Source organism: Kitasatospora sp. NPDC085879, from assembly GCF_040686255.1.
Lineage (GTDB): Bacteria > Actinomycetota > Actinomycetes > Streptomycetales > Streptomycetaceae > Kitasatospora.
In genome coordinates this window covers 52,977-74,410 of sequence record NZ_JBFBJZ010000029.1, presented here as the reverse complement: position 1 = coordinate 74,410, position 21,434 = coordinate 52,977, and the positions used below count along the sequence as shown (strand labels likewise).

Annotated in this window: 20 protein-coding genes; 6 read left to right on the top strand and 14 right to left on the bottom strand. The window is 74.5% G+C overall.

All coding sequences use genetic code 11. From position 1 onward, the window contains the following. Positions 1 to 71 precede the first annotated feature (71 nt). Positions 72 to 581, top strand: a complete 510-nt coding sequence (locus AB0P35_RS22470; RefSeq protein WP_363513223.1) for an NUDIX domain-containing protein — start codon at positions 72 to 74, stop codon at positions 579 to 581. Here AB0P35_RS22470 and AB0P35_RS22465 read toward each other — a convergent pair. Together AB0P35_RS22465 and AB0P35_RS22460 are read right to left on the bottom strand one after the other, a co-directional pair. Further along, a complete protein-coding gene (locus tag AB0P35_RS22465; RefSeq protein ID WP_363513220.1) occupies positions 557 to 1,222 on the bottom strand; it encodes a cytochrome b/b6 domain-containing protein in 666 nt (221 codons plus the stop codon). The genes AB0P35_RS22470 and AB0P35_RS22465 overlap by 25 nt on opposite strands. Next, a complete protein-coding gene (locus AB0P35_RS22460; RefSeq protein ID WP_095877240.1) occupies positions 1,206 to 1,859 on the bottom strand; it encodes a molybdopterin-dependent oxidoreductase in 654 nt (217 codons plus the stop codon). The genes AB0P35_RS22465 and AB0P35_RS22460 overlap by 17 nt, the downstream gene beginning before the upstream one ends. A 218-nt stretch (positions 1,860 to 2,077) precedes the next feature. Here AB0P35_RS22460 and AB0P35_RS22455 point away from each other — a divergent pair, with 218 nt between their 5' ends. Together AB0P35_RS22455 and AB0P35_RS22450 are read left to right on the top strand one after the other, a co-directional pair. Continuing rightward, the gene (locus tag AB0P35_RS22455) at positions 2,078 to 2,866 is read left to right on the top strand and encodes a TetR/AcrR family transcriptional regulator (protein WP_095876493.1); all 789 of its coding nucleotides are present in this window, start codon (positions 2,078 to 2,080) and stop codon (positions 2,864 to 2,866) included. Between the two features lie 65 nt (positions 2,867 to 2,931). Then, on the top strand, positions 2,932 to 3,480 hold the full coding sequence (locus AB0P35_RS22450; protein WP_363513217.1) for an LURP-one-related family protein: 549 nt from the start codon (positions 2,932 to 2,934) through the stop codon (positions 3,478 to 3,480). A gap of 15 nt (positions 3,481 to 3,495) precedes the next feature. Here the strand turns inward: AB0P35_RS22450 and AB0P35_RS22445 are convergent, their stop codons facing one another. Beyond that, positions 3,496 to 4,425 (bottom strand): helix-turn-helix transcriptional regulator, encoded by a 930-nt coding sequence (locus tag AB0P35_RS22445; protein ID WP_363513214.1) that lies wholly within the window; start codon positions 4,423 to 4,425, stop codon positions 3,496 to 3,498. A gap of 234 nt (positions 4,426 to 4,659) precedes the next feature. On the opposite strand from AB0P35_RS22445, the gene AB0P35_RS22440 reads away from it, so the two are divergent. Further along, positions 4,660 to 6,642: a hypothetical protein gene (locus AB0P35_RS22440; protein WP_363513211.1), complete on the top strand. Its 1,983-nt coding sequence runs from the start codon at positions 4,660 to 4,662 to the stop codon at positions 6,640 to 6,642. 336 nt (positions 6,643 to 6,978) lie between these two features. Beyond that, positions 6,979 to 9,231: a glycosyl hydrolase family 18 protein gene (locus AB0P35_RS22435; RefSeq protein WP_363513208.1), complete on the top strand. Its 2,253-nt coding sequence runs from the start codon at positions 6,979 to 6,981 to the stop codon at positions 9,229 to 9,231. 18 nt (positions 9,232 to 9,249) lie between these two features. Here the strand turns inward: AB0P35_RS22435 and AB0P35_RS22430 are convergent, their stop codons facing one another. The 11 genes from AB0P35_RS22430 to AB0P35_RS22380 all read right to left on the bottom strand — a co-directional run bounded on the left by AB0P35_RS22430 (position 9,250) and on the right by AB0P35_RS22380 (position 20,204). Then, positions 9,250 to 9,930 carry a spermidine synthase gene (locus AB0P35_RS22430; RefSeq protein ID WP_363513205.1) on the bottom strand — a complete coding sequence of 227 codons (681 nt, stop codon included), beginning with the start codon at positions 9,928 to 9,930 and terminating at the stop codon, positions 9,250 to 9,252. A 54-nt stretch (positions 9,931 to 9,984) separates the two neighbouring features. Then, the gene (locus AB0P35_RS22425) at positions 9,985 to 11,058 is read right to left on the bottom strand and encodes a putative sulfate exporter family transporter (protein WP_363513202.1); all 1,074 of its coding nucleotides are present in this window, start codon (positions 11,056 to 11,058) and stop codon (positions 9,985 to 9,987) included. 5 nt (positions 11,059 to 11,063) lie between these two features. Continuing rightward, a complete protein-coding gene (locus AB0P35_RS22420; RefSeq protein WP_363513310.1) occupies positions 11,064 to 11,600 on the bottom strand; it encodes a cysteine dioxygenase family protein in 537 nt (178 codons plus the stop codon). Positions 11,601 to 11,904: 304 nt separating this feature from the next. Then, a complete protein-coding gene (locus tag AB0P35_RS22415) occupies positions 11,905 to 12,810 on the bottom strand; it encodes a LysR family transcriptional regulator (protein WP_363513199.1) in 906 nt (301 codons plus the stop codon). Positions 12,811 to 12,931: 121 nt separating this feature from the next. Further along, positions 12,932 to 13,801: an amino acid ABC transporter permease gene (locus tag AB0P35_RS22410; protein ID WP_363513196.1), complete on the bottom strand. Its 870-nt coding sequence runs from the start codon at positions 13,799 to 13,801 to the stop codon at positions 12,932 to 12,934. Further along, positions 13,798 to 14,442, bottom strand: a complete 645-nt coding sequence (locus AB0P35_RS22405) for an amino acid ABC transporter permease (RefSeq protein ID WP_363513193.1) — start codon at positions 14,440 to 14,442, stop codon at positions 13,798 to 13,800. Before AB0P35_RS22405 ends, AB0P35_RS22410 begins: the two co-directional genes overlap by 4 nt. 62 nt (positions 14,443 to 14,504) lie before the next feature. Next, complete coding sequence (locus AB0P35_RS22400) at positions 14,505 to 15,413, bottom strand: glutamate ABC transporter substrate-binding protein (protein WP_363513190.1); 909 nt, start codon at positions 15,411 to 15,413, stop codon at positions 14,505 to 14,507. A gap of 9 nt (positions 15,414 to 15,422) precedes the next feature. Further along, the gene (locus AB0P35_RS22395) at positions 15,423 to 16,151 is read right to left on the bottom strand and encodes an amino acid ABC transporter ATP-binding protein (RefSeq protein ID WP_363513307.1); all 729 of its coding nucleotides are present in this window, start codon (positions 16,149 to 16,151) and stop codon (positions 15,423 to 15,425) included. Positions 16,152 to 16,168: 17 nt separating this feature from the next. After that, positions 16,169 to 16,432 carry a LapA family protein gene (locus AB0P35_RS22390; RefSeq protein WP_363513187.1) on the bottom strand — a complete coding sequence of 88 codons (264 nt, stop codon included), beginning with the start codon at positions 16,430 to 16,432 and terminating at the stop codon, positions 16,169 to 16,171. A 158-nt stretch (positions 16,433 to 16,590) separates the two neighbouring features. Next, complete coding sequence (locus AB0P35_RS22385) at positions 16,591 to 18,381, bottom strand: ABC transporter ATP-binding protein (protein ID WP_363513184.1); 1,791 nt, start codon at positions 18,379 to 18,381, stop codon at positions 16,591 to 16,593. Then, positions 18,360 to 20,204, bottom strand: coding sequence for an ABC transporter ATP-binding protein (locus AB0P35_RS22380; protein WP_363513181.1), 1,845 nt, complete (start codon positions 20,202 to 20,204; stop codon positions 18,360 to 18,362). The genes AB0P35_RS22385 and AB0P35_RS22380 overlap by 22 nt, the downstream gene beginning before the upstream one ends. Before the next feature lie 353 nt (positions 20,205 to 20,557). On the opposite strand from AB0P35_RS22380, the gene AB0P35_RS22375 reads away from it, so the two are divergent. Further along, entirely contained in the window at positions 20,558 to 21,412 is an 855-nt protein-coding gene (locus AB0P35_RS22375) for an aldo/keto reductase (RefSeq protein WP_363513178.1), read from the top strand. Positions 21,413 to 21,434 lie beyond the last annotated feature (22 nt).

Genomic DNA, 21,434 nt, shown 5'->3' with positions numbered 1-21,434 from the left:
CCGCCGCGGTCCCGGGGCGGCTCTCCTCCCCTGCCCCTGTCCGGCCGGCTCCGGCGGTAGTGTCCGGAGACATGACGAACCCCGCCGAAGAACTGCTCGACGTGGTCGACGCCCAGGACCGGGTGGTCGGCACCGCGACCCGCGCCGAGGTGTACCGGGACGGTCTGACCCACCGCTGCGTCTTCATCCTGGTCCGCGACCCGCAGGGCCGGATCTTCGTCCACCGGCGGACGGACACCAAGCTGTTCGCCCCGGGCGCGTACGACTGCTTCGTCGGCGGGGTGGTCGGCTCCGGCGAGTCGTACGCCGAGGCGGCCGTCCGGGAGGCCGAGGAGGAGCTGGGGGTGACCGGGATCGAGCCGGTGCCGCTGTTCCGCTTCCTGTTCGAGCAGGACGGACTGTCCTGGTTCTGCGACATGTACGAGGCCCGCTGGGACGGCCCGGTGTCGCCGCAGGTCGAGGAGGTGGCCTGGCACGGCTGGCTGTCCGAGGAGGAGCTCGCCCAGCGGCTCACCGAGTGGGACTTCGTGGTCGACGGCCGGGAGGCGTACCGACGCTACCTGGAGTCGCGGTCCTCCTGAGGGATCCCCCGGGCGGCGTCCGGAGGGTCCCACTCGGGGTGCTCGCGGGCGGCCCAGTGCCGGTCGACCAGGCCGGTGCGCATACCGCGGCGGGCCTCCGGGTCGCGCACCGCCATCCAGATGTGGCCGGCCACCGCGACGGCGACCGCCACCGCCAGCCAGTCGTGGACGAAGGTCGCCCCCGTGCGCCAGACCAGCGGCGCCAGGTGCGTGAACCACATCAGCAGGCCGGTGCCGAGCATCACCAGCGCCGCCCCCGCGATCCACGCCGCGTACAGCTTCTGCCCGGCGTTGAACTTGCCCGCCGGCCGGTCGTACGAGCGTTTGCGGACGGCCCGCAGCCAGCGGCGGTCGGCTGCCGTGAACCGGTTGAGCCGGACCAGGTCTGCGCGCAGCGCCCGGGAGGCGAGGCCGAGCAGCAGCGGGACGGGCAGCAGCAGCCCGCACCACTCGTGCACCACCACGACCAGCCGGCGCCGGCCGACCAGCTCCGACAGCGGCGGGTAGTACAGCATCAGCGCGGTGGCCAGGCAGCTCAGCATCAGCGCGGCGGTGGCCCGGTGCACCCAGCGCTCGGCGCGGGCGAAGCGGGCCACCCGGGCGGGCCGGGCGGCGGGCCCCGGGTCAGCCGGTGGGTGCATCGTCGCGTCCGTTGGAGCGGCCGACCCAGGCGTCGACGTCGTAGCCGAGGTGCTCCCAGTAGCCCCGGCGGACCTCGGGGGTCAGCGTGATGCCGGAGAGCCACTTCGCCGACTTGTAGAAGTACATCGGGGCGACGTACAGCCGCACCGGGCCGCCGTGCGCGTGGCCGAGCGGGCGGTCCTGCATGCGCAGCGCGACGAGGACGTCGTCGCGGCGGGCCTGCTCCAGGGTGAGGCTCTCGCTGTACGAGCCGTCGAAGCAGCTGAAGCGCACCGCGGTGGCGCCGTCCCGCACGCCGGCCCGCTCCAGCAGGTGGCTGAGCCGGACCCCTTCGAACGGGGTGCTGGGCACCCGCCAGCCGGTGACGCACTGGACGTCGTGGACGATCCGGGTCTGCGGCATCGCCTGCAGGTCGGCGAGGCGGAGGGTGGCCGGCCGGTCGACCAGGCCGTCGATCGTCAGTGTGTAGTCGGCGGCCGTGCGCTGCGGTACCGCCGCGACCACCGAGTAGTAGCGGAACCCGCCGCCGCCCGGCACCAGGTCGCTGAGCCCGGTCGGGTCGTGGCTGGTGACCGCCTCGACGGCGCGCTGCAGGTAGGGCCCGGCGGCGACGCCCGCCGCACCCAGGCCCAGCATGCCGAGCACCACACGGCGCCCGACCGGCGTACCGGTGGATTCGTTCACCCCCCGATTCGACCACTCCGCGCGGCCGCGGACCAGGGTCGGCGGCCGGACGTCAGACTTTCGTCACCTCTGATCGGGCACGTGATCGGACGCGTGATCGGGCAGATCGCCCGGACGGATTCCCAAGATCAGGTGATCATCCGACGGCCGGGGCTGGATAGGGTGGCGCCATGGTTTCCCGTACGCCCTCGACGGCGCCCCGGTCGGAGGATCAGCCAAGCCGTGCCGACAAGGCGCCCCGGCGCCGGCTCAGCGTCGACGAGCGGCGGGAGCAGTTGATCGCGGTGGCGCTTGAGCTGTTCAGCAAGCGCCCGCCGGAAGAGGTGTCGATCGACGACATCGCCGCGGCGGCCGGCGCCTCCCGGCCGCTGGTCTACCACTACTTCCCCGGCAAGCAGGCGATCTACGAGGAGTCGCTGCGCCGGGCCGGGCAGGAACTGACCGCCCGGTTCGAGGAGCCCGCCGAGGGGCCGCTGTCCGAGCGGCTGCTGCGGGTGATGGGCCGCTACCTGGACTTCGTGGACAGCCACGGCCCGGGCTTCGCCGCCCTGCTGCGCGGCGGCTCGGTCGCCGCCAGCCCGGGCACCAACGCGGTGATCGACGAGGTGCGGCGGGCCGCACAGGAGCAGATCCTGCTGCACCTGGCGCTGCCCAAGGCCGGACCCGGGGTGCGCCGCACCGTGCGCGCCTGGATCGCCAACGCCGAGATCAGCTCGCTCGACTGGCTCGGCGAGCGGGCCGTGCCCCGCGAGGAGTTGCAGCTGCAGCTGGTGCAGGAGCTGGTCGCGGCCCTCGCCGTCACCGCCGCCCGCGAACCCGAGCTGGCCGTGGAGTTCGCCTCCTTCTTCGCCGACGAGCGTCCGGACGGTCCGTGCGCCGGCCTCGTCCGCGACCTCGCCGGCCTGCTCGCCGTCGACGGCATCGCCGACGCGCTCGGCCGGCTCGCCGCACCATACTGAAGTCATGGCGCAGCACGACCAGCCGCACCGCGACACACCGCGGTGAGGCGCGAAGGGACGGCACCATGTTCCAGGAACGGCGGGACCGCCGGAAGGCCAACGACGCCTTCGACCACGGCGACGGCGTGACCAGGTACCGCATGCGGCAGAAGGCGGTCGCCATCGGGGACGACTACTGGATCGACAACGACGCCGGGGACCACGTCTACAAGATCGACGGCAAGGTGCTGCGCGCCCGCCGCACCTTCCACATGGAGGATCCGCAGGGCCACCGGGTCGCGACCGTCCAGAGCCGCCCGATGCGGATCAAGGACTCGATGGCGATCGACGACGCCGAGGGCCACCGCGTCGCGGTCGTCAAGAAGGCCGTGATCAGCCCGATCCGGGACAGGTGGACGATCAAGCAGGAGGACGGCGACGACCTGAGCGTCGAGGGCAACGTCCTCGACCACGAGTACACCATCGAACGCGACGGCTACAAGATCGCCGAGGTGTCGAAGAAGTGGTTCCGGGTCAGGGACACCTACGGGGTGGACATCGGCCCGGACGCCGACCACGCCACCGTCCTCGCGGCGGCGGTCGCCATCGACTCCATGGCCCACCCCGGCGACTGAGGCCCCGGACACGGGTCAGGGCGTCCGGCGGTCCTGTGCGGGCTCGGCAGGCATGTCGGGCCCGGCCGGCATGTTGGGCTCGGCCGGCACGGCGGGTCCGTCGGACGCTGTCCAGGCGAGGAGCATCCGGAGGGCGTCGTGGGACGGGGTGCCGGGGTCGGCGGTGTAGGTGATCAGGGCCTGGTCGGGGTCGTCGGCGGCGCGCAGGGTGTCATAGGCGAGTTCGAGGTCGCCCACCAGCGGGTGGTGGAAGCGCTTGCTGCCCGAGGTCTTGTCCTGCACGGGGTGTTCGGCCCACCAGCGGCGGAAGTCCGGACTCTTCATGGAGAGTTCGCCGATCAGGGCGGCCAGCAGCGGGTCGTCGGGGCTGCGCCCGGCCTGCAGGTGGAGGTAGGCGACGTTCTCCCGGGCGCACGCCGACCAGTCCGCGTACAGCTGCCGGGACGCCAGGTCGAGGAAGGTGATCCGGGCGATGTTGCGCCCGGCCGCGTCCCGCGCGGAGTAGTCGCCGAGGAGGGCGCAGGCGGCCGGGTTCCACGCCAGGACGTCCATCCGCGGGCCCATGACGAAGGCCGGGACGTCCGGCAGTTCGTCGAGCAGCCGCCGGAACGTCGGCCGGACCCGCGGGCGGCGCGGCGGCTGCGGGCGGCCCGGGCGGGCGGCGCGCCGCGGCCGGGCCAGTTCGTGCAGGTGGCGCCGCTCGTCCTCGTTCAGCCGCAGGGCGCGGGCCAGCGCGTCGAGCACCCCCTCCGAGGGGTTGGCCACCCGGCCCTGCTCCATCCTCGTGTAGTAGTCGACGCTGACCCCGGCGAGCAGGGCCGTCTCCTCGCGGCGCAGTCCGGCGACCCGGCGGGTGCCGCCGTAGTCCGGCAGGCCCACGTCCTGCGGGCGCAGGCGGGCGCGGCGGCTGCGCAGGAAGTCGGTGAGGCTGCTCGCTGGGCTCATGTCGGCGATTATCGCCCTCCGCGGGAGCGCGCCGCCTGGCCCTGCGAGGACCAGGCAGCCGACGGCCGGCCTGTCAGGGGGGTTGTGCGACGCGGCTGTTGGCCGATCTGACCGCGGAACGGGGCCGATCGGCGCGGGCCGGACGGCCGGTCCGGTTCGGGGCCCGATCCCTGCGTCGGCCAGGTCTGATAGAAAGTGGGCAGATTTTCCACCGAGAGCGAGGGGGCTCGGCGCATGACCCAGGACGGCTTCGCTGGCGCGGAGCGGATTGCCGCCACACTCGACGTGCTGGCCGAGGCGTTGCTGGACGAACGGGCCACGCACTACGACGTCGGGTCGCTGACGGCCATCCGGCGCGAGGAACACCCGTCCGCGGACGCCTTGTTCGGTCTGCGGATCACCTCCGACGGGCCGGGGGTGCTGACGGTCCGTGGGCTCGGCACCGTGGTCGAGGGCGGCACGGCCCGCCGGATCGGGTCCGCCGCCGGGGTGACGGCCGCGCTGGCCGCCCGGTTCGGTCCGGGCGAGGTGCGCGGGGTCGCCGTCGACGCCGGGGCGGGCGACGCCGTCCCGGGCGCGTTCCAGCTGCCGGTCGCACCGGAGCCCGGGGACGTCAAGCTCCGGCCCCCGTTCACGGCCGCGCTGGCCGCGCTGGCCTCCGAGCGGGTCACGCTGGCGCCCGAGGAGCTGTCGACCGGCTCCGGCACCGAGGTCCGGCTGGTGGTGCCGCCGGTCTTCCACCCGCTGACCGCGCGCGGCGGCGGCGCCGCGGTGGCCGCCCATCTGGCCGAGGTCGCGGAGGAGCTGTTCGCCGGCGCCGGCATGGCGGTGCGCCGCGACTGGTCGGTGGTCGCCGCCTCGCTGGCCGCCGAGGCGGCCGCAGCGGGGGTGGTCTTCGCCGGGCTCTGCGCGCTGCGCTCGGAGGGTCGGACCAGCCACGCCTCGCTGACCGTCTCGCTGCACCGGCACGGCGGCCCGGCCGACCAGGTCGCCGTCCGGCTGGCCGACGCACGGCCGCACGCCGAGGTGTGGACGGTGCTGCTGCCGGCCGGCCCCGCGGCCCTCCTGGTCGAGCCGCGCACCTCGCCGGTGCCCGCGGCCCTCACCGCCGACGGGCAGCGCCGCTGGGCGGTCAGCTCGGTCGTCGAGGCGGTGCTGCCGCTGCCGGACGGCGCCACGGCGCTGGTCGTGCAGCTCGGCACCGTGGACGCGGACGACTGGGAGCTGTACGCGAGCGTCTTCGCGGACGTCCTGCAGAGCGTGCAGCTCGGCTGGGACGGCGTCGCCGCCGCCGAGCCGCAGCCGGTCGCACCGCCGCAGTCCCGGCCCGAGCCGGTCGCCGCCGAACCCGCCCAGTTCGCTCAGCCCGCTCAGTCGGCGCCGTTCGAGCCGAGCACTCCGGCGCCGACCGTGCCGCAGGCCGTCTTCGAGCAGCCGCCGGCCGCCCCGCCCGCGCCGCCGATGCCCCCGGCTCCGCCCGCGGTCCCCGCCCCGGTGGCCCCGCCCGCGCCGGTCGAGCCCGCGCCCGCGCTCGCCTCGGCGGCACCCGAAGCCGGCCCCGCCGCTGCGCCGGAGCAGCCCAAGGGCACCCCGGTGCGGATCCCGCCGGCGGACTTCAACCCCTTCGCCCCGCCCGCCCCCGCGCCGGCGGCGGCCGAGACCGCGGCGGCCGCACCGGCCGGCGGCCAGGCCCCGGGCGCGGGCAAGGGCACCCCGGTGCGCGTTCCGCCGGCGGACTTCAACCCCTTCGCCCCGCCTGCGCCCTCCGGCGCCACGGCGGCCCCGGCGCCCGCACCGGTCGCTCCGGCACCCGCGGCTCCCGCGCCGGCCAAGACCGACCCGTTCGGTACGACGGTCGCGAACGAGCCGCAGGACCCGTTCGGCACGGTCACCTCGAAGCCGGCCGCGGCGCCGGCCGCTCCCCCTGCCCCCGCCGCTGCGCCGGTGGCTCCGGCGGCGGCCCCGCCGGGCCCCGGCAAGGGCACCCCGGTGCGCGTCCCCCCGGCGGACTTCAACCCCTTCGCCCCGCCCGCCCCCGCGCCCGCAGCGGCCGAGGCACCGGCCGAGGAGGCGCCGTCCGGCCCGGGCAAGGGCACGCCGGTGCGCGTTCCGCCGCCGGACTTCAACCCGTTCGCCCCGCCGGCGCCCTCCGCGCCGGCCGCTCCCGCCGCGCCGCCCGCGCCCGAGGAGCCCCCGGCGTACAACCCCTTCGGCTGACCCGGGGTCAGCGGTCGTTCCGGCCGGCGGCCGGGCAGGTGGTGCCTCCACCCGCCCGGCCGTCGGTCGTTGCGCGCGTGCTCCCGGCCGGCTTGCAGCCGCCACGGCATGACGGATCGTCACGGTCCGACCACCCGGTATGGTCCAGACCTATTGCGCAGTGACCGCGCCCTCCCTAACCTCCTGGACAGGACCTCCGCGGCAACCCGACGGCCCGGGGAACCCGGCTCCGCCGCGCCCTCGCGTCCGGAGCCCTGCACCTGGCACCTCCCCCACAGGTAGCGGAGCCCTGGGCCGTACGCGGTCCGGCGTGCTCCCGGACAGGAGCTCTCACCCATGCGCAAACGTCGGTTCCGCCTCCCGCTGCTCGCCGCGGGGACCCTCCTCGCACCGCTCGTCGCGGTCGCCCTGCCCGCGACCGCGGCCCACGCCGCCGGTGCCACCGCCACCTTCGCCAAGGACCAGGACTGGGGCACCGGGTACGGCGGCAGCTACACCATCAGCAACGGCACGACGAGCGCCATCAACGGCTGGACGCTCGAATTCGACCTGCCCGCCAACAACTCGGTCTCCTCGCTCTGGAACGCGAGCTACACGGTGGCGTCCTCGCACGTCACCGTGAAGAACCCGAGCTGGCAGCCGACCATCCCGGCCGGCGGCTCGTACAACTTCGGCTTCAACATCGCCTATTCGGGCGCCTACGCGCCGCTCGCCAACTGCAAGCTCAACGGCGCGCCCTGTGGCGGCGGGGGCGGCGACACCGCGCCGCCGACCACCCCGGGCAACCTGACCGGCGCGCTGAGCGGCGGCAGCGGTGCCGCGCTGTCCTGGACGGCCTCCACCGACAACGTCGGGGTGGCCGGCTACGACGTCCTGGAGGGCACCACCAAGCGGGCCACCGTGACCGGCACCTCGGCCACCGTCACCGGCCTGTCGGCGGGTGCGCACGGCTTCACCGTGGTCGCCTTCGACGCCGCGGGCAACCGCTCCGCCGCAGCCGGACCGGTCACCGTCACCGTCCCCACGACGACCGACCCGCAGCCGCCGACCGCCCCGGGCACGCCCACCGTCACCGGCACCTCGTCCAGCTCGGTCTCGCTGGCCTGGGGCGCCTCCACCGACAACGTCGGCGTGGTCGCCTACGACGTGTACAACGGCGGGACGGTCGCCGCGACCGTCACCGGTACCTCCGCCACGGTCGGCGGCCTGGCCGCGGACACCTCGTACACCTTCACCGTGAAGGCCAGGGACGCGGCGGGCAATGCCTCGCCCGCCTCCGGCGCGGTCACCGCCCGCACCCAGACCGGCGGCGGGGGCGGCGGAAACCTGAAGATCGGCTACTTCACCCAGTGGTCGATCTACTCCCGCGGCTACAGCGTGAAGCAGCTGGAGACCTCGGGCAGCGCGGCGAAGCTCACCACGCTCAACTACGCCTTCGCCAACATCCACCCGACCACCAAGCAGTGCTTCATCACCAACAAGGCGGCCGGCAACGACTCCGACCCGAACGCGGGCGACGGCGCCGGCGACGCCTGGGCCGACTTCGGCAAGGGCTGGGACGCCGGCACCTCGGTCGCCGGCACCACCGACACCTGGGACCAGCCGCTGGCCGGTAACTTCAACCAGCTCAAGCAGCTGAAGGCCAAGCACCCCAACCTGAAGATCCAGATCTCGCTGGGCGGCTGGTCGTACAGCAAGTGGTTCTCCGACGCGGCCGCCACCGACGCCTCCCGCAAGGCGCTGGTGAGCTCCTGCATCGACATGTACATCAAGGGCAACCTGCCGGTGATCGACGGCCGCGGCGGCGCGGGCTCGGCGGCCGGCATCTTCGACGGCATCGACCTCGACTGGGAGTGGCCCAACTCGGAGGGCCACCTCGGCAACATCTACAAGCCCGCCGACAAGGCCAACTACACCCTGCTGGCGCAGGAGTTCCGCCGCCAGCTGGACGCGCTGGGCGCCACCACCGGCAAGCACTACACGCTGAGCGCCTTCCTGCCGGCCGACCCGGCGAAGATCTCCGCGGGCATCGACATCCCGGGCCTGTTCGGGGCGTTCGACTTCGCCACCGTCCAGGGCTACGACTACCACGGCGCCTGGGAGACCACGACCAACCAGCAGTCGGCGCTCACCCTGCCGGCCGGCGACCCGAGCCCCGCGAACCAGCGGTTCAGCTCCCAGATCGCCATCAACGCGTACGTCGCGGGCGGTGCGCCGAAGAGCAAGCTGACCCTCGGCATCCCGTTCTACGGACGCGGTTGGCAGGGCGTGCCGCGCGGCACCACCAACGGCCTGTTCCAGACCTCGACCGGCGCCGCCCCCGGCACCTACGAGGCCGGCTACGAGGACTACCACAAGCTCAAGGACATGGCCACGAGCGGCGGTTACACCGTCTACCGCGATCCGGTGGCGGGCTTCGCCTACATCTACAACGGGAACGTCCTCTACACCTACGACGACCCGACGGAGATCGCCCGCAAGACCGCCTGGATCAAGTCGCAGGGCCTGGCGGGCGCCATGATCTGGTCCTTCGACGGCGACACCGCGAGCGGTGAGCTCATGACCGCGGTGGACAACGGTCTGAAGTAGCAGTCGGGCGAACGGAGTTCACGCGCGGCGTGCCAGATGCACCACATCCGGCACGCCGCGCGCGACCGTGACCTCCAAGGTCTCGACCTCGGCGAACCCGGCCTCCCGCAGCGCCTGTTCGAAGGCAGCGGAGGGCCGGGCGCTCCACACCGCGAGGATGCCGCCGGGGTTGAGCCGGCCGCGTGCGGCGGCCAGCCCGGCCGGACCGTACAGGCCGTCGTTGGCCTCGTCGACCGTCCAGTCCGGGCCGTTGTCGATGTCGAGGCAGAGCGCGTCGTAGGCCTCGCCGCCGCCGGCCAGGTGCACCACCAGATCGGTGTGCAGCACGGTGACCCGGGGGTCGTCCAGCGCCCCGGCGGAGAACGCGCCGAGCGGGCCGCTGCGGTGCCAGTCGATGACGGCCGCCTCGCGCTCCGCCACCGCGACGGCGCCCCAGCGCGGTTCGGCGACCGCGTACGCCAGCGAGAAGCCGACGCCGAGCCCGCCGATCAGCACCGACGGCCGCGGGGCGGCGATCCGGTCCAGCGCGGCCTGCACCAGCAGCCGTTCGGAGCGGCCGTCCGCGGTGTCCATCAGGAAGCAGCCGTTGGCGATGATCTCCAGCTGCTCGCCCCGGCGGCGCAGCACCACCTCGCCGTACGGGCCCTCCCGCCGGTCCAGGGTGACCGGGGCGGCGTCGTCGCGCACGGGCGGGTTCATCGCTGGGCACCTCCGGCCGTCACAACAAGATCGGACGCGATCGACTCTATCCGTTCAGCGGGTCAGCAGGACACCGAGATACGACACCCCCGCGACCACCACCCAGGAGCCGAGCCCGAGCAGCGCGATCCGGCCGCCGGTGCGCAGCAGGGCCGGCAGGTCGACGGCGCTGCCGAGGCCGAACAGCGCGGCGGCGAGCAGGAGTTCGCGGCCGTCCTGGGCGAGTGCGAGTGCCTCGTCGGGCAGCAGTCCGGTGGAGCGGACGGCGGCGGCGAGCAGGAAGCCTGCAACGAAGAGCGGCATCGGGGCCGGCCGCCGGGCGCCGGCGGCGCGGGTAACCGCCGTGCCGCCGGCGGTTGGTGCGGCCGCCCGCCGGGCGCGGCGGGCGAGCGCGAGGGCCACCCCGGCGACCAGCGGGGCGAGCAGCAGCACCCGCATGAGTTTGACCACCACCGCCTCGCGCAGCGCGGCGGGCCCGGCGGTCTGGGCGGTGGCGACGACCTGGCCGACGTCGTGCACGCTCGCCCCGACCCAGCGGCCGAAGCCGGGCGCGTCGAGGCCGAGCGGGTGGTGGAGCATCGGCAGGACGGCGATGGCGAGGGTGCCGCAGAGGGTGACCAGGGCGACGGAGGCGGCGACGTCCTCCTCGTCGCTGCCGGCGGTCTCGGCGACCGCGCAGATCGCGGAGGCTCCGCAGATCGAGTAGCCGGTGGCGACGAGCAGCGGCTGGTCGCCGGGCAGGCCGAGGCGGCGGCCGAGCCAGAGCGTGCCGGCGAAGGTCGCGGCGACCACCGCGAGCACCATGGCGAGGGTGGCCCAGCCGAGGCCGAGCAGGTCGTCCAGGCCGAGCGCGAGGCCGAGCAGCACGATGCCGGCGCGCATCAGTCGGCGCCCGGCCAGCGACAGGCCGGGGCGGGCCGGGCCGCGGACGACCGGGCGCAGCCCGGGCAGATGGGCGGCGGCGACGCCGAGCACCACGGCGGCGGTGAGCCGGGGGACGGCGGGCACCGCGGCGTGCAGGGCCCACGCGGCGGCGGTGCCGAGGCAGGCCAGGAGCAGGCCCGGGCCGGTTCGGTGGAGCAGCGGGGGCGCGGCGGGGCGGGCGGGGGTGCGGAGGGTGAGGGCCATCGGGTTCACGCCCCGCCGGGGCCGCTGCCCGGGGCGGCGGGCAGCCGGTAGACGCGGCGGATGCTGGTGGTGAGGCGGGCGATGTCGGCGCCGTAGATGTGGATGGAGAGGGCGGTGTCCGGGCCGGGGTTGCGGACGAGGTGGATGTCGCCTGGCGGGGCGAAGGCGGCGACCGAGCCCTGCGGGCTGACGGCGGCCTCGGTGAACTCCAGGCGGGCGGTGGGTCCGTCGGGGACGAGCCGGTAGCGCAGTTCGCTCTCCTGGCCGCGGTGGACGCCGGCCACGCACCAGGCGACGTGGTCGTGGATCGGGGTCTGCTGGCCGGGCAGCCAGACGAGGGCGACGACGGAGAAGGAGCCGTCCTCCTCGGCGTGCACCAGGTGCTGGCGGTAGCGGGCCGGGTCGCCCTGCCGCTGCTGGGCGGTGAGCAGGTCGTCGGGGCCGAGGTGCGGGGCGAGGCGGTCGGCGACCAGCCGGGCGGTGGTGTCGGGGTCGAGGCCGCGGCGGACGGCGGCGCGGACGTCGGCGATCAGCAGCCGCATCCGCGGGGTGGCGGGTCCGGCGACGGCGATCCGGCCAGCGCCGGGCCCGGTTCGGGCCGGGGCGGCCGGACGGGCGGCAGCCAGACCGGGGACGGCGGTGGGACCGGGGACGGCGGTGGGGACGGTGGCGGCGTTCGGGACGGTGGCAGCGGCCGTGCCGGCCGGGGTGGTGGCGGGAACGGCGGCGGGATTCGCGGCGGTGGCCATGGCAGCAGAGTCGGCGCCGCAACCCATCACGTCCAACGACAGTTCGTTGAGGTACCGCCAACTCCCGCTTATGGGTGCGGGGTGGCGCGACGGCCGGTCAGCAGCCGGCGCGGGCCGCGGCGGCGCGGCGGAGCTCGTCCAGCACCAGGGCGGTGGCGGGCATCCGGAGGTGCTCGCGCAGTGCGTAGGCGAGCACCCGGCGCCGGTGGTGCGGCTCGACCAGGCGGCCGGTCACCTTGGCGTGGCACAGGAAGGAGAGCACCAGCGCGGGCATCAGCGCAATGCCCACGCCCGCGGCGACGAGGCTCTGCACGGCGAGGTTGTCGTCGGTGGTGAAGACGATGTCCGGGGTCCAGCCCTGCTCTGCGCAGATCTTCAGCAGGTTGGCGCGGCAGCGCGGGCAGCCGGCGATCCACCGCTCGCAGGCGAGGTCGGCGAGCCGGACGGCGTGCCGGCGGGCCAGCGGGTGGCCGACCGGCAGCAGCACGGTGAGCTGGTCCTCCATCAGCGGCGTCTCGACCACCTCGGGCGGCACGTCCACCGGCAGGCCGGGGTACTGGAAGGCCAGCGCGATGTCGCACTCGCCGCGCAGCAGCCGGTCCACCGAGTCGGGCGGCTCGGCCTCCAGCAGCTCGACCCGGATACCGGGGTGGTCGGCGAGCAGCCGGGCCATGGTCTCCGGGATGAGGGTCGCGTTGGCGCTCGGGAAGGCGCACACCCTGACCTTCCCGGCGCGCAGCCGGGCGAGTGCGCCGAGCTGCTGCTGCGCGGAGGAGAGGCTGTCGAGGATCGTCTCGGCGTGCCGGGCCAGCGCCTCGCCGGCCTCGGTCAGCCGGAGGCCCCGCCCGGCGCGGGTGAACAGCGGCACGCCGACGGCCCGCTCCAGCGCCTTCATCTGCTGGGTGATCGCGGGCTGGGTGTAGCCGAGCGCGCGGGCCGCCGCCGAGTACGAACCGGAGACGACCACCTCGTGGAAGGTCCTGATGTGCCGTGAATCGAACACCGATGAATCATAAGCGGAGATTGGGTCCGTGGACGACGCACCGTCAGCTTGCGGTCACCGTACGCGCTCCCCCGCCACGCGCCACCCCCGGCCGCCGCACGCCACCCCCGGCCGTCGGGCGCTACCCCTGGGCGTCGGGCGGCAGCCCGGTCACCGTCTCGGCCGCGGCCACCGGCGCCCCGCCGCGCATCCGCGGGCTGCGCCGCCCGTGCCGCTCGACGACCCGGGCCAGCCAGGAGAGCAGCAGGCACAGTCCGATGTAGACCGGGGCGATCACCATCACCACCGGGATGAACGGCAGCCCGTAGTCGAGGTTGGTGGCGATCAGCTTGCCGGCGTGCAGGAACTCCTCGTAGGTGATGAGGAAGCCGAGCGAGGTGTCCTTCAGCGCCACCACGAGCTGGCTGATGATGCTGGGCAGCATCGCCCGGTTCGCCTGCGGCACCAGCACGTAGGCCATCACCTGGGTCTTGCGCATGCCCAGCGCGTACGCGGCCTCCCGCTGTCCGGCCGGCACCGCGAGGACCCCGGCCCGGAGCACCTCGGCGAGCACCGAGCCGTTGTAGAGGACGAGTCCGGCGACCAGCGCCTGCAGCGGGTCGGCCTTGAGCGCCACGAAGAGGAAGAAGATCATCACCAGCAGCGGCATGGCCCGGAAGAACTCGACCACCGCCGTGCTGACCCGGCGCACGAGGGCATGCTCGGAGAGCCGCCCGGCGGCGAACAGGGCGGCGAAGGGCAGTGCCAGCAGGACCGTCCAGCCGAAGGCCTTCAGGGTGTTGCCGAGTCCGCGGAGCAGCAGTTCCTGGATGCCGCGGTACTGGAAGGCCGTCCACTTCTCTGCGGTGAACTGGTGGGTGTCGAACAGCTCGGCGACCACCCAGCCGAGCAGGACCAGCAGGGTGAGGCCGGCCAGCAGGCCGTACAGCCGGTGGCGGGCGAGCGCCCGCGGGCCGGGGACGTCGTAGAGGGCGGAGGCCTCGGTGCTCACCGGCTCACCGCCGCGCGCCGCTCCAGCACGCCGAAGAGCGCGCTGATCGCCAGGGTGAGCAGCAGGTAGCCGGCGGCGATCCAGACGAAGGCCCAGATCACGCTGTAGCCCAGCTCGTTGACGGTGCGGTAGGTGCCGAGGAGTTCGGCCACGCTGAACGAACCGGCGATCGCGGTGTTCTTCGCCAGGGCGATCATCACACTGCCGAGCGGGGCGACGACCGCGCGGTACGCCTGCGGCAGCACCACCAGGCCCAGGGTCTGGCTGAACGTCAGGCCCAGGCTGCGGGCCGCCTCCCCCTGCCCGGCGGGCACGGTGTTGATGCCGGAGCGGAACGCCTCGCAGACGAAGGCCGACGTGTAGCAGCCCAGGGCCAGCACCGCGAAGGTGAAGAACGGCAGCGCGATGCCGAACCGCGGCAGTCCCAGCACCACGACGAAGAACAGCAGGGTCAGCGGGGTGTTGCGCAGCACCGTCACCCAGCCGGTGCCGAAGACCCGCAGCGGGCGCACCGGGGACACCCGGAAGGACGCGACCAGCACGCCCAGGGCGAGGGCGAGCCCGGCGCTCACCCCGGTGAGCGCCAGGGTGCCGAGGAAGCCGTGCCAGTAGGTCGACCAGTTGTCGATCAGCACTCTCATCCGGTGGAGCCCTTCGGTGGTCGCCGGCGGCCGGCCGGTCCACGGCAGCCGGCCGGTCGTGGTCAGTAGCGGTCGATCGGTGGCGGGGCGGGGGCGGGCACGCCGGAGAGGCCGAGGGTGGCGTCGTAGGCCTTCCGCCAGTCGCCGTTCTGCTCGTGACGGGAGAGTGCGTCGTTGAGCGCGGCGCGCAGGACGGTGTCGTTCCTCGGCGTGCCGATGCCGTAGGGCTCGCTGGAGAACGGTGCGCCGACGACCTTCATCTCGTCCGGCGCCTTCGCCGCATAGCCCTGCAGGATCGCGTTGTCGGTGGTGACGGCGTCGACCTGGGCGGAGATCAGGTTGTCCACGCAGGCCGAGTAGGTGTCGTAGGCGACGAGTTCGGCCTTCGGGTAGTCCTTGGCGATCCGCTGGTAGGGGGTGGAGCCGGCCGCGGAGCAGACCTTCCGCCCTGCGAGGTCCTGCGGGCCGTGGATGCGCTCCTCGCCGCGGCGCACCAGCAGGCTCTGGCCGGCGGTGAAGTACGGTCCGGCGAAGCCGACCAGCTTCTTGCGGTTGTCGTTGATCGTGTAGGTGCCGACGTAGTAGTCGACCTGGCCGTTCTGCAGCGCGGTCTCGCGGTTGGCGGAGGCGACGGTGCGGAACTCGACGTCCTCCGGGGCGAAGCCGAGGTCGGCGGCGACCATCCGGGCGATCTCGATGTCGAAGCCGGCGTAGCTGCCGGTGGCCGGGTCCTTCTGGCCGAGGTAGGGCTGGTCCTCCTTGGCGCCGACCACCAGGTGCCCGCGGCGGCGGGCGGCGTCCAGGGTGGGCGAGCCCTGCACGTCGGAGGCGTCGCGGACCTGGTACTGCGGCAGCGCGCTCGGCTGCGGGCCCTTGGGCGGCGGCGTGCCGGGCTTCCCGCAGGCAGCGGTGGCGGCGGGCAGGGCGAGGACGGCGAGCAGGACGGCGGCGGTACGGACGCGGCGCTTCACTCGGCCGCCTCAGTGCTGGAGGATCTTGGCGAGGAAGTCCCGGGCGCGCCGGCTCCTGGGGGCGGCGAAGAACTCCTCGGGCGGACGGTCCTCCACGATCCGGCCGTCGGCCATGAAGACGACGCGGTCGGCGGAGGCGCGGGCGAAGCCCATCTCGTGGGTGACCACGACCATGGTCATGCCGTCCCGGGCGAGGCCGCGCATGACGTCCAGCACCTCGGTGATCATCTCGGGGTCGAGGGCCGACGTGGGCTCGTCGAAGAGCAGCGCCTTCGGGTCCATGGCGAGCGCCCGGGCGATCGCCACCCGCTGCTGCTGGCCGCCGGAGAGCTGCGCCGGGTACCGGTCGGCGTGTGCGGCGAGGCCGACCCGGTCCAGCAGGTCGCGGCCGCGCCGTTCGGCGTCGGCCCGGGAGCGCCGGCGGACCTTGGTCTGGGCGAGGGTGACGTTGTCCAGCGCCGTGCGGTGCGCGAAGAGGTTGAAGGACTGGAAGACCATGCCGACCTCGGCGCGCAGCGCGGCCAGGGCCCGGCCCTCCTGCGGCAGCGGCCGCCCGTCGATGCTGATCCGGCCGCTCTCCACCGTCTCCAGGCGGTTGATCGCCCGGCAGAGGGTGGACTTGCCGGAGCCGGAGGGGCCGATCACCACCACGACCTCGCCGCGGCCCACGGCCAGGTCGATGTCCCGCAGGACGTGCAGCTCGCCGAAGTGCTTGTTGACGCCGTTGAGTTCGATCAGCGGTGGGGTCGCGGTGGTCACCTGGTGCGGCGCCCCTTGAGCAGCCAGCCGAGGGCTCCGCCGGCCAGCAGGGTGCCGAGCAGGGCGATCCAGAGCGGCGCGGTCACCGTGAACACCCAGAACTGGATCTTCACGTCCTCCAGATTGGCGAACAGGAACCAGATCGCGAGCACCACGATCACCGCGACGGCGATCACTCTGGTGGGCACTCCCGCGATGTCGCCGCGCGGTTTGCCGCCGCCGGATGTGCGGCCCGAGGAACCACCGGAAGTCTTGGTCACACCATCAGTCTGCTCCGTTCTGTACCGGTTTGCCGGTATCGCGCCGCCCGGTGCGACCCGGGCGGCGCAATGCCGTACGGCCTCCGGCGGCACACCCCGACCGGGCCGGCGGCCCGCGGCGGCCGACCCGGCGGCACGCCCGGCGCCGCCCGCCCCGGTCAGCGCTCGTCGCGCCAGGAGCGCCAGAGCGCCGCGTACGGCCCGCCGGCCGCGACCAGCTCGGGGTGGCTGCCGTACTCGCTGATCCGGCCCTGCTCGACCACCGCGATCACGTCGGCGTCGTGCGCGGTGTGCAGGCGGTGCGCGATGGCGATCACGGTGCGGCCCTCCAGTACCCGGGAGAGCGAGCGCTCCAGGTGACGGGCGGCGCGCGGGTCGAGCAGCGAGGTCGCCTCGTCCAGCACCAGGGTGTGCGGGTCCGCCAGGACGAGCCGGGCGAGCGCCAGCTGCTGGGCCTGGGCCGGGGTGAGCGCGGTGCCGCCCGAGCCGACCTCGGTGTCCAACCCCTCGGGCATGGCGTCCGCCCACTCCTCGGCGTCGACGGCGGCGAGCGCCGCCCGCAGCTCGGTGTCGTCGGCGGCCGGCCGGGCGAGCCGCAGGTTGTCCCGGAGGGTGCCGACGAACACGTGGTGCTCCTGGTTGACCAGGGCGACCTCGGCCCGGATCCGCTCGGCGGGCATCTCCGCCAGGGCGGCGCCGCCGAGCGTGACCCGGCCGCGGCCCGGGGCGTAGATGCCGGCGAGCAGTCGGCCGAGCGTGGACTTGCCCGCACCGGACGGCCCGACCAGGGCCACCCGGCTGCCGGGCGCGACGTCCAGGCTGATGCCGTGCAGCACGTCGGCGCCCTCGCGGTAGCCGAACCGCACCTCCTCGGCCCGTACCCGCCGGCCGTCCGGGTGGCGCTCCTCGTCGGTCTCCGGGTCGGCGACCTCGCGGACGCCCACCAGTCGGGCCAGCGACGCCTGGCCGATCTGCAGCTCGTCGTACCAGCGCAGGATGAGGTCGACCGGGTGGACGAGCGCCTGCGCGTAGAGCACCCCGGAGGTGAGCTGGCCGACGTCGATCCAGCCCTTGACGGTGAACACCCCGCCGAGGGTGAGCGTGCCGAGCACGGCCAGCGCGTAGGTGGCGTCGACGGTCGGGAACCAGACCGAGCGCAGCCACAGCGTGTACCGCTCCCAGGCCACCCACTCGCCGACCTTGCGGTCGGTCAGCCGGACGCGCTGCTCGCCCAGGCGCAGCGCCTCGACGGTGCGGCCGGCGTCGACGGTCTCCGCGAGCACGGTGTTGACCGCCGCGTACCCGGCCGACTCGGCGCGGTAGGACTGCGGCGCGCGCCGGAAGTACCAGCGGGAGCTGGCGAGCAGCAGCGGCAGGCCGATCAGTGCGGTGGCGGCGAGCAGCGGCGAGGTCAGCGCCAGCGCGCCGAGGACGAGCACCACGGAGACCACCGCGACGGCGAGCTCGGGCACGGCCTCGCGGACCGACTTGGCGAGCCGGTCGATGTCGGTGGTGCCGCGGGAGACGAGGTCGCCGGTGCCGGCCCGCTCCAGCACGCCGGGCGGCAGGGCGACGGACCGGACGAGGAAGTCCTCGCGCAGGTCGGCCAGCACCTCCTCGCCGAGGATGCTGCCGCGCAGCCGGGACAGGCCGATGAACAGGGACTGCACCAGCAGGGCGGCGAGGTACCAGCCGACGGCGGCGAGGATGCGGCCCTCGGTGGTGCCGGTGGAGAGCGACTCGACCAGCGAGCCGAGCACCCAGGGGCCGACCAGGCCGGCCAGGGTGGCGACCGAGTGCAGCACGACGACGGCGGTGAAGCCGCCGCGGTGGCGCCGTGCCAGCAGGCGGACGTAGGCGCGGACGGTGGCCGGGCCGGCCACCGGGAGCATGGTGGCGGGCCCCTGCTCCTGGACGGTGGGGGGCTTCAGCCCTCGTGGGAGCCGCATGCCACCTCCTTCGGGGTCTCGTTCTCTGCCGGGGTGCCGGGGTGCGGGGAGGCCGGGGCGGGATCGCCGGCGTCCTCGTCCCGGGTGACGACGGCGCGGTACCGCGGGTCGTCGGCGATCAGGGTGCGGTGGGAGCCGACCGCGGCGACCCTGCCGTCCTGGACGAGGACGACGCTGTCGGCCTGGTCGAGCAGCAGCGGGCTGGTGGCGAAGACCACCGTGGTGCGGCCGTCGCGGATCTTGCGCAGGCCGGCCGCGATCCGGGACTCGGTGTGGGCGTCGACGGCGCTGGTGGGCTCGTCCATGACGAGCACCGGCGGGTCGGCGACCAGCGAGCGGGCGAGGGCGAGGCGCTGGCGCTGGCCACCGGAGAGCGAGCGGCCCCGCTCGGTGATCCGGGCGGCCATCGGGTCGCCGCCGCACTCGGGCGAGCCCTCGACGAGGGCGTCGAGGACGTCCTCGGCGCGGGCGGCGGCGAGCGCGTCGACGTTGTCCACCCGCCCGGCGCCGGGCACGTCCAGCAGTTCGGCGAGGGTGCCGGAGAGCAGCACCGGCTCCTTGTCGTGGACGAGCACGGCGGCCCGGGCGTCGGCCAGCGGCGCTGCGTCCAGCGGGACGCCGCCGAGGCGGACGGAGGGCTGCGGCTGCTCGTCCTCGGCGAGCGGGACGTGCCCGCCGAGCCGGGCGGCGAGCTCGCCGGCGACGTCGGGGTCGCCGCAGACGACGGCGGTGAGCCGGCCGGCCCGGGCGGTCAGGCCGGTGACCGGGTCGTGCAGGTCGCCGCGCTCGGGCCGGACGATGCTCTCCGGGAAGTCGCTGCCGGGGTCGGTGCGGTTGAGTGCCAGGACCCGGGCGGCCCGGCCGGCCGAGACCCGCGCCACCGACCAGGCGTGCGCCGCCTCGCCGAGGATCCGCAGCGGCGCGGCGAGGAAGGCGGTCGCGCCGTACACGGCGACGAGTTCGCCGATGCCGAGCGCACCGGTGGCCGCGAGGTGGGCGCCGTACCAGGTGACGCCGACGACGAACAGGCCCGGCAGGAGCACCTGCTGGGCCTGCATCAGCGACCAGGTGCGGGCGGCCCGGACGGCGGCCCCGCGGACCTTCTGCGAGGCGGTGCGGTACCGCTCCAGGAACAGCTCCTCGCCGCCGATGCCGCGCAGCACCCGCAGGCCGGCGACGGTGTCGGCGGCGAGCTCGGTGGCCTTGCCGCCGAGGGCGCGCTGCTCGGAGTAGCGCCGTTCGAAGGGGCCGAGCAGCGGCCAGACGGCGGCGGCGAGCACCGGGACACCGAGCAGCACGGCGGCGCCGAGCACCGGCTCGCGGACGAGCACGACCAGGCTGACCGCGAGCCACACCAGCACGGCGGCGCGGACGCGGGCCGTCAGCTCGACGTACCAGCCGATCTTCTCGACGTCGCCGCTGCTGACCGCGACCACCTCGCCGGTGGCGATCCGGCGGGAGAGGCCGGCACCGAGGCGGGAGGCCTGGCGGGCGACGAGCTGGCGGACCTGGGCCGCGCAGGTGATCCAGTTCCACACCGCCTGGCGGTGCAGCAGGACGGTGCCGACGGCCTGGAGGACGGCGAGCAGCGCGGCGAGGCCGCCGGCCCGCCAGATGCCGGCGGTGTCGCCGTCGACGGCGGCCTGGATGCCGAGCCCGAGGGCGAGCGGCAGGGCCGCCTGGCAGCCCATCTCGAGGACGCCCCAGCAGGTGGCGAGCACCTGCCCGCGACGCTGGGCGCGGGCGAGCCAGCGCAGCAGGCCCAGCGGGGAGGAGAGGTCGGGACTGCCGGGGTCGTCCAACGGCAGGTGTGTGAGCGGCATGACGCTCCGTTACGGATGGTACGGGCAGGTCGGGGGCGCACTGCCCGGGTCGCGGGCACGGCGGCGTGGCCCGGCGCAGAGCGCGACCAGGCCTTCAGGAGGCGGGGCGGGGGGCGGCGGACCCGTTCGGGGGCAGCGGGCGCCGGACACGGTTCAGGACGTCATGGTCACCGAGCGTGCCCGCCCGGATGCGGCCGACGCAACAGGTTTTCCGGCCGCACCGCCGGGTTCCGGCCAGGGCGGCCGGGCATCTCACCGGTTCGAGGGAATTTCCGGAAGCAGGGAATGTTCTCCAGGCGGAACCGGTTGCCCGCCTTCGGAAGCATTGGACGACCAGGAGGGCACCCCTTCCCGTGAGCACCATCCCCAGCGTCACGCTCAACAACGGCGCGGTGATCCCGCAGCTCGGTTTCGGCGTCTGGCAGGTTCCGGACGCGGAGGCCGCGCCGGCGGTCCGCGCGGCGATCGAGGCGGGCTACCGCTCGATCGACACCGCGGCCGTGTACGAGAACGAGACCGGCACCGGTGTCGCGATAGCCGAGTCGAGCGTCGCCCGCGAGGAGCTGTTCGTCACCACCAAGCTGTGGAACTCCGGCACCGTCGACTGGTCCGGGCAGCAGGGCCGGGACGCCGTGCTCCGCGCGTTCGACGACTCGCTCGCCAAGCTCGGGCTGGACTACGTCGACCTGTACCTGATCCACTGGCCGCGGCCGATGCACGGCAGCTTCGGCAACATCTGGAAGGCCTTCGAGGAGCTGGCGGCGGACGGCCGCGCCAGGTCGGTGGGCGTCTCCAACTTCGGTCCGCAGCAGCTGGAGGTGCTGCTGCAGGAGAGCTCGGTGGCGCCGGTGCTCAACCAGGTGGAGCTGCACCCCTACTTCCCGCAGCACGAGCTGCGGGCCTTCCACGCGCAGCACGGCATCGCGACCGAGGCCTGGAGCCCGCTCGGCCAGGGCAAGTCGCTGCTCGACGAGCCGGCGCTGGCAAAGGTGGCGGCCAAGCACGGCCGCACCGCGGCCCAGGTGGTGCTGCGCTGGCACCTGCAGAGCGGTGTCATCGCGATCCCGAAGTCGGTCACCCCGTCGCGGATCAGGGAGAACCTCGACGTGGCCGGCTTCGAGCTGGACGCCGAGGACATGGCGGCGATCGCCTCGATCGACACCGGTAGCCGGATCGGCCCGGACCCGCAGGGCTTCGACTGGAACTGAGTCCGTCCGTGCCGCACCACCG

What these genes read in the sequence shown, in the direction of transcription:
- AB0P35_RS22435 (WP_363513208.1), top strand. Translation starts at nt 6,979, where the DNA reads ATGCGCAAACGTCGGTTCCGCCTCCCGCTGCTCGCCGCGGGGACCCTC.
- AB0P35_RS22440 (WP_363513211.1), top strand. Translation starts at nt 4,660, where the DNA reads ATGACCCAGGACGGCTTCGCTGGCGCGGAGCGGATTGCCGCCACACTC.
- AB0P35_RS22425 (WP_363513202.1), bottom strand. Translation starts at nt 11,058, where the DNA reads ATGGCCCTCACCCTCCGCACCCCCGCCCGCCCCGCCGCGCCCCCGCTG.
- AB0P35_RS22470 (WP_363513223.1), top strand. Translation starts at nt 72, where the DNA reads ATGACGAACCCCGCCGAAGAACTGCTCGACGTGGTCGACGCCCAGGAC.
- AB0P35_RS22380 (WP_363513181.1), bottom strand. Translation starts at nt 20,204, where the DNA reads ATGCCGCTCACACACCTGCCGTTGGACGACCCCGGCAGTCCCGACCTC.
- AB0P35_RS22430 (WP_363513205.1), bottom strand. Translation starts at nt 9,930, where the DNA reads ATGAACCCGCCCGTGCGCGACGACGCCGCCCCGGTCACCCTGGACCGG.
- AB0P35_RS22455 (WP_095876493.1), top strand. Translation starts at nt 2,078, where the DNA reads ATGGTTTCCCGTACGCCCTCGACGGCGCCCCGGTCGGAGGATCAGCCA.
- AB0P35_RS22450 (WP_363513217.1), top strand. Translation starts at nt 2,932, where the DNA reads ATGTTCCAGGAACGGCGGGACCGCCGGAAGGCCAACGACGCCTTCGAC.
- AB0P35_RS22420 (WP_363513310.1), bottom strand. Translation starts at nt 11,600, where the DNA reads ATGCGGCTGCTGATCGCCGACGTCCGCGCCGCCGTCCGCCGCGGCCTC.
- AB0P35_RS22460 (WP_095877240.1), bottom strand. Translation starts at nt 1,859, where the DNA reads ATGCTGGGCCTGGGTGCGGCGGGCGTCGCCGCCGGGCCCTACCTGCAG.
- AB0P35_RS22465 (WP_363513220.1), bottom strand. Translation starts at nt 1,222, where the DNA reads ATGCACCCACCGGCTGACCCGGGGCCCGCCGCCCGGCCCGCCCGGGTG.
- AB0P35_RS22445 (WP_363513214.1), bottom strand. Translation starts at nt 4,425, where the DNA reads ATGAGCCCAGCGAGCAGCCTCACCGACTTCCTGCGCAGCCGCCGCGCC.
- AB0P35_RS22405 (WP_363513193.1), bottom strand. Translation starts at nt 14,442, where the DNA reads ATGAGAGTGCTGATCGACAACTGGTCGACCTACTGGCACGGCTTCCTC.
- AB0P35_RS22385 (WP_363513184.1), bottom strand. Translation starts at nt 18,381, where the DNA reads ATGCGGCTCCCACGAGGGCTGAAGCCCCCCACCGTCCAGGAGCAGGGG.